The sequence below is a fragment of the uncultured Methylobacterium sp. genome, from assembly GCF_964251405.1.
Lineage (GTDB): Bacteria > Pseudomonadota > Alphaproteobacteria > Rhizobiales > Beijerinckiaceae > Methylobacterium.
On record NZ_CAXUJR010000097.1, the window covers coordinates 1 to 9226 of the forward strand.

Below are 9226 nucleotides of genomic sequence, written 5' to 3' on the forward strand. Positions count from 1 at the left end.
CGACATAAGTCCGATAAGTGCGCAGGCGACGAAAGTGCCACCCTCCGTGGACCTGTCCATCTTCCAGGCCAAACCATGCAAAGTGACGAGGGCAGAAAAGATTTCCGTGCAAGCATCGCCCGGTCGAAAGGTCCGCACCTTCATGCGGACAAGCCCTCTCGGTCGCATAGATCCGATGGTTCTCCCGTATGAGGATGAGATGCGTACCCCTCACCACCACGGGAACGATGGTGCCATCTTCAATGGCGTCCAAGCGGCGGACGCGAACCCAGTGCCTTGGCATCGGCGCGACCCCATCGAAGGATGCTGGTAAGCGCATCACGCTGCCTCAGCCGCCGAGATACGCTTTGCGCACGTGCGGATTGGAGATCAGGGTGGAGCCTTGCCCTGCGAGCACGATGCGACCCGTCTCTAAGAGATAGGCGTAGTCGCAGAGCTCTAGGGCCGCGAAGGCGTTCTGCTCGACGAGGAGCACCGTGGTGCCCTTATCACAGATTGCTCGGATCACTGCGAACATGCGCTCGACGATGTTGGGGGCGAGGCCAAGCGACGGCTCGTCGAAGAGCACGAGCTTCGGCCTCGCCATCAACGCCCGGCCGATCGCCAGCATCTGCTGCTCGCCGCCCGACAGGGTGCCGGCGGACTGACCGCGTCGCTCGGCGAGCCGCGGGAACTCGCCGTAGACGCGGGCGAGGTCGGCGGCGATGCCGGCCGGATCGCGGCGCTGGTAGGCGCCCATGGCGAGGTTTTCGGCCACGCTCATCTGCGGGAAGACCCGCCTCCCCTCGGGGCAATGGGCAATGCCGTGGCCGAGCACGCGGCGCGGATCGCTGCCGGTGATGTCGTGGCCGGCGAAGCGGATCGCGCCGGAGCGCGCCGGCACCAGGCCCGAGATCGCCCGCAGTGTCGTCGACTTACCGGCGCCGTTCGCACCCACGAGGGCAACGAGCTGACCTTCCCGGACCTCGATGGAGATGCCCTTGAGCGCCGTGACGTGGCCGTAGCCGCAAACGAGGTCGCGAATCTCAAGCATCGCTCGTCTCCGCTGAGGCGGCGCGCGCGGCGTCCCGGGCGGCGCTGCCCTTGCCTAGATAGGCCTCGATGACCGCGGGGTCGGTGCGGATCGCCGCCGGAGGGCCTTCCGCGATGAGCCGGCCGTAGTTCAGCACAACGATGCGGTCGGAGACCTCCATCACCATCGGCATGTCGTGCTCGACCAGGAGGATGGTGATGCCGCGCGCCCGGATCTGGCGGATCAGTTGGACGAAGACGTGGGTCTCCGACGCGTTCATGCCGGAGACGGGCTCGTCGAGCAGGAGCATGGCCGGTTCGGTCGCCAAAGCGAGGGCCACGCCGACGAGGCGCTGCTCGCCATAGGCCAGGGACCCGGCCTTCTCTTTCGCCCGGGCCGACAAGCCGACCCAGTCGAGAAGCTCCGCGGCTCGCTCCCCCAGACGCTTCTCCGAGGCCTTGTCGCGGCCAATGAGGGTGTCGAGTAGCCGCGAAGGCCCGTGGCGGTGGAGGCCGATCATCACATTGTCGAAGACCGTGTCGTCGGGAAACACGCTGGTGCGCTGAAAGGTGCGGCTCAGGCCCAACCGAACGATCTCATGCGGTTGCAGCCCCTTCAGGCTAGTGCCCCGGAACCGCACCTCTCCCTGGCTTGGCTTGAGGAAGCCGGTCATCACGTTGAAGGCCGTGGTCTTGCCGGCCCCGTTCGGGCCAATCAGGCTGAGGATCTCGCCGGGACGGACGTCGAAGTGCAGGTCGGCAATGGCGACGAGGCCGCCGAAGCGGACGCCGACGTGGTCGACTGACAGGATCGGGGGCTCGACCGCGCTCATGAACGTCCCTCCAGAGGGACACCGGCAACGGGTACCTGGTCAGTCGTCTTGTGCCGACGACCCATCAGATTGGCGATCCCCGGGACGATGCCGCGGGGCAGCACGAACAGGATCGCGATCAGGATGAGACCGTAGACCATCCACTGGGCTTCGGGCGCCATAACGGGCCGAAGGGCCACCGGTAGGAGCCCGAAGATGAGCCCGCCGACGATCGGCCCGAGCAGCGTCCCCTTGCCGCCGCCCACTACCATGATCACCATCGTGACGGTGGTGGAGAACAGGAAGACGTCGGGGTCGATGATCCGCAGATAATGAGCGTAGAGGCTGCCGGCGGCGCCCGCCATCGCCGCCGAGATCATTGCCGCGACGGTGAGCGTCCGGGTGGCGTTGATGCCGACCGACAGGGCGAGGGACTCGTTCTCCTTGAGCCCGCGCATGGCCCGGCCGAAGCGCGAGCCGACCAGGCGCGCGATGATCGCGTAGCAGACCGTTCCGACCGCGAGGACGAGGTAGTAGTTCTGCAGCTTGGTCTTGAGCGTCACGCTCCCGAGGCCCGGCAGACCGAGGGTAAAGGGGGGGATGCCGGTGAGGGCGAGCGGCCCTTGCGTCAGCTCCACCCAGTTGAGGGCCACGAGGCGCACCACCTCGGCGAACGAGATCGTGACGATCACGAAATAGGCGCCGCGCACCCGGAACGAGAGCCGTCCGACGAGGTAGCCGCACGCGGCCGCCGCGATAACGGCGAACAGGAAGCCGATCGCTGGTGGCCAGGGCTCGTGGACGACGCGCCATCCCGGAAGGATCTCGGCGTCGAAGCCGAGGCTGGTCAGCGCGCTGACATAGGCGCCGATGCCGAAGAACGCGATATGGCCGAGGCTGAGCTGACCGGTGAAGCCGAGCAGCAGGTTCAGGCTCATGGCGGCGATGATGATGATGCCCGTCGTGATCAGCGCGTTCAGGAGATAGGGGTTGGTCCCCAGTGCGAGGGGAAGCGCGATGAGGGCGGCCAGCAGCGTGGGGGCCAGGAGGCGCCGGGTCATCCGATGCGCTCCGCCTTCGCGAACAGGCCGGTCGGCTTGAAGATGAGCACCGCGATGATGATCAGGAAGCCCATCGCGTCGCGGTAGCCCGAGGAGATGTAGCCGGCGCCGAGCTCTTCGGCGAGCGCGAGGATGAAGCCGCCGATGGCCGCTCCCGTGATGTTGCCGAGCCCGCCAAGGATGACGATGGCGAAGGCCTTCAGCTCGGCCATCCCGCCCATCTGCGGGAACACCACGTAGACGGGTCCGAGCAGCGCACCGGCCGCGGCAGCCAAGCTCGACCCGATCGCGAAGGTCGCGGTGTAGATTAGGCGCACATTGACCCCCATCAAGGACGCGGTGTCGTGGTCCTGGAAGGTCGCCCGCATGGCGAGTCCGAGCCGGGTCCGATTGATCAGCCAGTAGGTCAGCACGATGAGGGCGAGCGCCGCCCCGAGCACGAACAAGCGAAGCCACGATACGGAGACCGGGCCGAGCTGGAGCGGCGCATCCGGGAAGGGCGTCGGGATCGATTTCGCCACCCCGCCGAACAGCCACAGCGTGGCCGATTGCAGGACGATGCCGGCGCCGATCATCACCAGCATCGTGGTGTCCATGTCCGAGCGACGCAGGGGACGCAGGAGGACGAGGTCGATGGCGGCTCCGAGCACGAGGCCGCCCAGGATCGCGGTGGGCAGGGCGGCGAAGAAGCCGAGGCCCAGCGCGGTGACAGCGAGGTACATCACGTAGGCGCCGACCGTGTAGAGCGCGCCGTGCGTGAAATTGACGACGTTCATGATCCCGAAGATCAGCGTCAGCCCGATCCCGAGGAGCGCGTAGGTGCCCCCGAGGACCAGGGTGTTGAGGAGGTGCTGCAGGAACTCGGTCATCGTCGGCCCTCATCCGTCGCAAGCAGGTCCGGCCGGGTGCGACGCCGGCCGGTTCGGGGATCAGAGCGTCGGCACCGCGATTTTGCCGTCCTTGATCTCGATCAGGTAGACGTCGGGCTTGCTCTGGCCGCTCTCCTTGCCGGCGGGACCAGATTTGGCGAAGCGGATCGGTCCGTTGAGGCCGGTGAAGTCCACCGACCAGAAGCCCTTCGTGATGGACGCCGCGTCGGCGCCGCCGCCCTTCTCTATGGCCGCCGCGATGGCGCGGATCCCGTCGTACCCGCGAAAACTCTCGGTGACGCCGGCGAACTGGAACCCGCGCTTCTTCCACTCCGCGATGAAGTAGGCGGTGGCCGTCGGGTTCGGGGTCTGCTCGGGGTACCATGGCAGGAAGGTGGTGAGGTGCATCGTGCCCTCGGCCGCCGCCCCGGCCTGGGCGATGATCTGGTCCGGGTTCTGCGAGCCGCCGGTGGTGATGACGCGCTTCTTGAGGCCCAGCGCCGCCATCTGTTTGAACACCAGGGTGAGCTGGTCGACGGCGCTGGTGATCATGATGGTGTCGGCATCCGACGCCTTGAGCTTGGAGAGCTGGGCGCTCATGTCCTGCGCGCCCTGGTCCATGGTCTCGACGAGGCCGACGGTGACGCCTTTGTCCTTGAGCATCTTGCCGAAATCGGCCGCGGCGCCCCGGCCGAAATCGTTGTTGAGGACGAGGAAGTCGACCTTCTTCAGCCCGAGCTTGGCGACCATCGGCGCGAAGGTCTCCGCCTCTAGGGCGGAAGGCGGCGAGATCCGGAAGACGAACGGGTTGCCCGAGGTCGTGATCTTGCCCGAGGAGGAGGTCTCGACCAGCATCGGCGTCTCGTATTCGGCCAGCTTGGGCATCACCGCGAGCGTCAGGCTGGAGCCCCAGGCCCCCATCAGCACCGGTGTCTTGTCGCTGGTGATCAGCTTCTCCGCCACGGCCGCCGCTTCGGTCGGGTTGCTCTTGTTGTCCTCGATGACGAGCTCGATCTTGCGGCCGAGCACGCCGCCCTTGGCGTTGATCTCGTCCGCCGCGATCTTCGCGCCGTTGACCACGTAGGTGCCCGACGCCGCGAAGGCTCCAGTCAGCGGCTCGTTGACGCCGATGCGGATCGCCTGCGCATGGGCGACGCCCGCCGACAGAGCGAACGCGAGAGCCAAGGTTGGAACTGTCTTCAATGTGCGCGTCATGTTTGGCTCCAGGTCGTTTTGCAGATCGGGATGAGGGTCAGCGGCCGCGGCCTAGCCATCCAGCGAGGCGGCGGTTCAGGGGCGCCAACAACGCGCTCAGGAGCAGGCGGATCGGGTTCAGGCCGGCGGCTGTCGGCGCGGGGGCACCCGACAGCCGTGCCTCAAGGTTGGCGACGAACTGAGCTCCGAGGCGCCCGGCAAGGTCGCGCACGAGACCTGGGCGCCCGAATTGCGCGAGCGGCCCCTTCAGGGTGTAGCCGATGCTGAGATCGACCCGGGACGACCCAAGCGTCTCTGCCGGCCCGACAACGTAGCGGATCTCGCCCTGGGTGGCGGATCGCCCGCCCGCATCGCTGCCTGCTCCCAGGATGCGTCCGGTACGCTCGGCCTCGGTGCGCTCGATGCGAGCCTGTCCCATGAATCGCGCGGAAATCGGCCCGATGCGAACCTGCAGCGCACCCCGCACCGTGCTCGAAGTCGGAGGTTCGGTCAGCACGGCACCCGGCAGGCAGGCAGCCACCGCCTCCACGTCCCCGAACACCGCGAAGACGACCTCCGGCGGGTGGGCCACGACAAACGACAGGTCGAAGCTGTGAGCCGGCGCGAAGTCCTCCGCGATGTCCACCGCCCGGAATTCCCCCTCGGGCGTCTCGGTGCCCCGTACCGGTACAGGGATGGCGATGGAGCTGGTGCCGGGGTATGCCCCGACCGGCCCAAGTCGGCGTTCTCGCCCAGTTCCGGGTCCAATGCCGCGCGCGCGCCGTGCCGCGATCACGCTGGTAATTGCGCGCACGATGCCGACATAGCCGGTGCAACGGCAGAGGTTGCCCGCGAGCCCGACCCGCACGCGACGCTCGTCGGGATCGTGCAGACGCAGGACGAGGTCTCGCGCGGTGACCAACATCCCGGGCGTGCAGTAGCCGCACTGAAGCGCGTGCTCCCGGTTGAAGGCCGCGCGCAATTCGGCAGTCACCTCGTCCTCGTCGAGTCCCTCGATGGTCGTGACCGCCGCACCCCCGCAACTCCCCGCGAAGGTGAGACAGGCGCGGGCCGGCTCGCCGTCGAGGAGCACCGTGCAGGCGCCGCAGACACCGTGTTCGCAGCCCAGATGCGTGCCGGTGAGGTTGAGCTCGTCCCGGACAAGGTCGGCGAGATGGGTACGCGGTTCGACGAGCATCCGGATCGGCCGGCCGTTCACCGAGAAGGCGACGGCGATGCGATCGTTCTCGGCCAGCGGCACGGCGGTGCTCATGCGGCCTCCGTCAGGCGTCCGAGGCCAGGAACCGGCCGTGCAGCCGCCTGCGCGACGGCGCGACTTAGGACGGTGACGTGGACATGGCGGTCGACGGGGTCGGACATTCCGGAGGCACGCAGGGCGGCGTCAGCGGCGCCCGGGTCGAACCGGTCGGCGTAGTCCGCGCCAATCCGGCCACCGAACAAGGACCGCGCATCCGCGAACACCAGGGGCGCGCGCTCGATGGCGCCGATGACCGCACGGCCGCGGCCGTGCACAGCCTCGATGCGCACGGCGCCGATGGCATGGGCGAACTCGCCGATCTTGGCGCAGTGCTTGACGTAGCCCCAAGCCGTGGCCGGTGGGAGCGTGGGGATTCGCACCGCAATCACGACCTCGCCGGGCTCCAACGCCACGTCGAGGGCTCCGACGACGAAGTTTTCCAGCGGCAGGCGGCGGCGCCCGCCCTTGGACGCGATCTCGACCTCGGCGCTGAGTGCGATCAGCGACGTGACCCAGTCGGCGGCGGGGTCGGCGTGGACTAGGCTCCCGCCGATCGTGCCGCGGTTGCGCACGGAGCGGTAGGCGATTGCGGACGCAACACGGGCCATGGCACCGCCGGTGACGTCGGGGACGCGCCCATCCTCGATGTCGGCATGGGTGACGCAGGCGCCGAGCACCAGCGTGTCGCCATCAAGCGCGACCTGCCGCAGCTCCGGGATCCCGGTGATGTCAAGGACGAGGTCCGGTTCGACGAGGCGAAGGTTCAGCATCGGCCCGAGCGATTGCGCCCCGGCGATCAGCTTCACGCTCCCCTCCGCCGCGGCGAGGCGGTCGAGGAGGGCAGCGAGGTCCCGGGAGCGCTCGAAGGCGAAGCGGGCGGGCTTCATGCGGCATGCCTTCGTGGCGCGCCAACATCCTTCGCGGCACACAAGGCCTCGACGATGCGGCGCGAGCTGATGGGAGAATGCAGCATCTCGACGCCGAGCGGCCGCAGGGCGTCGTTGATGGCGTTGGCGATGGCTGCCGGGGGCGCGATCGCCCCGCCCTCGCCGATGCCCTTCACGCCGAACCGGGTGTAGGGGGACGGCGTCTCCATGTGATCGATGCGCGGCTCGGGCACCTCGGCCGCGCCCGGCAGGAGGTAATCGGCGAAGGTCGACGCCAGGGGCTGGCCGCGGGCGTCGAACCGCATCTCTTCCAGAAGCGCCGTGCCAATCCCCTGCGCGAGGCCGCCGTAGATCTGCCCGTCGACGACGAGCGGGTTCACAAGCGTGCCGCCATCCTCCACGATCACGTAATCGAGGATCTCGACGGCGCCGAGATCGGGGTCGACCGCGACGACGGCGATGTGGGCCGCATAGGAGAAGGTGCCGGAATCCCGCTGCGGCTTGTAGCCGGCCGTGACCTCCAGACCGCCCGGGTTCACGTTCGGACCGAGGTCCTGCGGGCGCCGGTACCAGGTGCGCGCGATGTCAGACAGGGCGATGTCGCCCGACGGACCGACAACGCGCCCGGCCTCGAAGCGGCAGGCGGCCGGATCGGCCTGGAGCAGGTGGGCGCCGATGCGAACCGCTCGGTCGGCCAGTTCCTGGCAGGCGGTCGCGACAGCACCGCCCGCCATCACCATCACCCGCGAGCCCCAGGACCCGGTGGAATAGGGCGTCATCGCCGTATCGCCGTGGACGAGGCGCGTGCGCGCCACCGGCACGCCGAGGATCTCGTGGGCGACCTGCGCCAGGGTCGTTTCCAGGCCCTGACCGTGGGAATGGGCGCCGATTCGCAATTCCAGGCCGCCGTCTGGGGTGAGGCGGGCCCCGGCCTGCTCGTGGCCCGGCACCATCGGGATGCCCCAGCCGGAATAGACCGAGGTACCGTGGGCCGCCTGCTCGCAATAGATCGACAGACCGAGGCCGATGCGCCGGCCGTCCGGCTCAGCGGTCCGCTGCCGGGCCCGCACGGCCTCGACGTCGATGCCTTCGAGGGCGCGGGCGAGCGCCTGCGGATAGTCGCCGCTGTCGAAATGCTTGTTGGTGATGTTGTCGAAGGGCATCCGCTCGGGCCCGACGAGGTTCTTCTCGCGGACGATCCAGGGCTCGATGCCGGCTTCCGCCGCCACGGCATCGAGGATCAGTTCCATGGCAAAGCACACGCCGGTGCGGGCGACCCCCCGATAGGGCAGGATCGGGCACTTGTTGGTGGCCACCGACCAAGTGCGGCAGCGATAGGCGGGGAAGTCGTAGGGGCCGGGCAGGATGCTCGCCACCTGCGCCGCTTCCAGGCAGGCGGAGAAGGGGTAGGCCGAGTAGGCGCCGGAATCGACGGTCGCCTCGCAGTCGATGCCCCGCAGGGTGCCGTCGCGCTCGGCATAGGCCGTGATGCGGTAATGGTGCTCGCGGCAATTGGCGTTGGCGGTGAGATGCTCGCGTCGGTCCTCCAGCCAGCGCACGGGGTGGCCGACGCGCAGGGCGAGCCAAGCCAGGCAGACGTCCTCGGCGAGCAGGATCGCCTTGTAACCGAAGCCACCGCCGACGTCGGGCGAGACGATGCGCAGGCGACCCTGCTCGATGCCGAGGCACTCGCTGAGGCCGTTGCGTACGATGTGCGGCATCTGGCTCGCAGTGTGGACCACGAGCTGGTCGGCGCGGTGGTCGAGGTGAACGACCGTTCCGCGCCCCTCGATCGGCGCCATGCACTGTCGCCCCGTCGAGATCGTGCGCGTGACCTTGATGGGCGCGTCGAACGCGGCGGCGATATTCACGTCGACCAGCGTCTCCAGGAAGACGTTGTCGCCCCAATGCTCGTGCACCAGAGCGGAACCCGGCTCGCGGGCGGTGAGCATGTCGTGGACAGCCGGCAGTTCTTCGAGGTCGAGGACGACTGAGGCCGCGATGTCTTCGGCCTCGGCACGGGTTGGGGCAAGGCAGATCGCGATCAGCTCGCCGACCTGGCGGACTTTGTCCGTGGCGAGCACCGGCTGCTCCGAGACCTTGAAGCCGGCAAGGCCAGAGACCGCCCGGATCG

The 9226-nt window shown here is 68.4% G+C and carries 9 protein-coding genes; all 9 read right to left on the reverse strand.

Annotation, left to right across the window (positions count from 1 at the left end; genetic code table 11):
* Positions 1–319: Rieske (2Fe-2S) protein (locus tag ACFE7U_RS15095; protein WP_375410540.1), on the reverse strand; the 319-nt coding region annotated here is incomplete at its 3' end.
* 9 nt (positions 320–328) lie between these two features.
* Positions 329–1033 carry an ABC transporter ATP-binding protein gene (locus ACFE7U_RS15100; RefSeq protein WP_375410541.1) on the reverse strand — a complete coding sequence of 235 codons (705 nt, stop codon included), beginning with the start codon at positions 1031–1033 and terminating at the stop codon, positions 329–331.
* The gene (locus tag ACFE7U_RS15105) at positions 1026–1844 is read right to left on the reverse strand and encodes an ABC transporter ATP-binding protein (protein ID WP_375410542.1); all 819 of its coding nucleotides are present in this window, start codon (positions 1842–1844) and stop codon (positions 1026–1028) included. Before ACFE7U_RS15105 ends, ACFE7U_RS15100 begins: the two co-directional genes overlap by 8 nt.
* A complete protein-coding gene (locus tag ACFE7U_RS15110; protein WP_375410543.1) occupies positions 1841–2884 on the reverse strand; it encodes a branched-chain amino acid ABC transporter permease in 1044 nt (347 codons plus the stop codon). The genes ACFE7U_RS15105 and ACFE7U_RS15110 overlap by 4 nt, the downstream gene beginning before the upstream one ends.
* The gene (locus ACFE7U_RS15115; RefSeq protein WP_375410544.1) at positions 2881–3753 is read right to left on the reverse strand and encodes a branched-chain amino acid ABC transporter permease; all 873 of its coding nucleotides are present in this window, start codon (positions 3751–3753) and stop codon (positions 2881–2883) included. The genes ACFE7U_RS15110 and ACFE7U_RS15115 overlap by 4 nt, the downstream gene beginning before the upstream one ends.
* Before the next feature lie 60 nt (positions 3754–3813).
* A complete protein-coding gene (locus tag ACFE7U_RS15120; protein ID WP_375410545.1) occupies positions 3814–4968 on the reverse strand; it encodes an ABC transporter substrate-binding protein in 1155 nt (384 codons plus the stop codon).
* 37 nt (positions 4969–5005) lie between these two features.
* On the reverse strand, positions 5006–6220 hold the full coding sequence (locus tag ACFE7U_RS15125) for a 2Fe-2S iron-sulfur cluster-binding protein (RefSeq protein WP_375410546.1): 1215 nt from the start codon (positions 6218–6220) through the stop codon (positions 5006–5008).
* Complete coding sequence (locus ACFE7U_RS15130) at positions 6217–7092, reverse strand: FAD binding domain-containing protein (RefSeq protein ID WP_375410547.1); 876 nt, start codon at positions 7090–7092, stop codon at positions 6217–6219. The genes ACFE7U_RS15125 and ACFE7U_RS15130 overlap by 4 nt, the downstream gene beginning before the upstream one ends.
* Positions 7089–9226 (reverse strand): xanthine dehydrogenase family protein molybdopterin-binding subunit (locus ACFE7U_RS15135; RefSeq protein ID WP_375410548.1); only part of this gene is annotated, 2138 nt, incomplete at its 5' end. The genes ACFE7U_RS15135 and ACFE7U_RS15130, both read right to left, overlap by 4 nt.

What these genes read in the sequence shown, in the direction of transcription:
- ACFE7U_RS15100 (WP_375410541.1), bottom strand. Translation starts at nt 1,033, where the DNA reads ATGCTTGAGATTCGCGACCTCGTTTGCGGCTACGGCCACGTCACGGCG.
- ACFE7U_RS15105 (WP_375410542.1), bottom strand. Translation starts at nt 1,844, where the DNA reads ATGAGCGCGGTCGAGCCCCCGATCCTGTCAGTCGACCACGTCGGCGTC.
- ACFE7U_RS15120 (WP_375410545.1), bottom strand. Translation starts at nt 4,968, where the DNA reads ATGACGCGCACATTGAAGACAGTTCCAACCTTGGCTCTCGCGTTCGCT.
- ACFE7U_RS15125 (WP_375410546.1), bottom strand. Translation starts at nt 6,220, where the DNA reads ATGAGCACCGCCGTGCCGCTGGCCGAGAACGATCGCATCGCCGTCGCC.
- ACFE7U_RS15130 (WP_375410547.1), bottom strand. Translation starts at nt 7,092, where the DNA reads ATGAAGCCCGCCCGCTTCGCCTTCGAGCGCTCCCGGGACCTCGCTGCC.
- ACFE7U_RS15110 (WP_375410543.1), bottom strand. Translation starts at nt 2,884, where the DNA reads ATGACCCGGCGCCTCCTGGCCCCCACGCTGCTGGCCGCCCTCATCGCG.
- ACFE7U_RS15115 (WP_375410544.1), bottom strand. Translation starts at nt 3,753, where the DNA reads ATGACCGAGTTCCTGCAGCACCTCCTCAACACCCTGGTCCTCGGGGGC.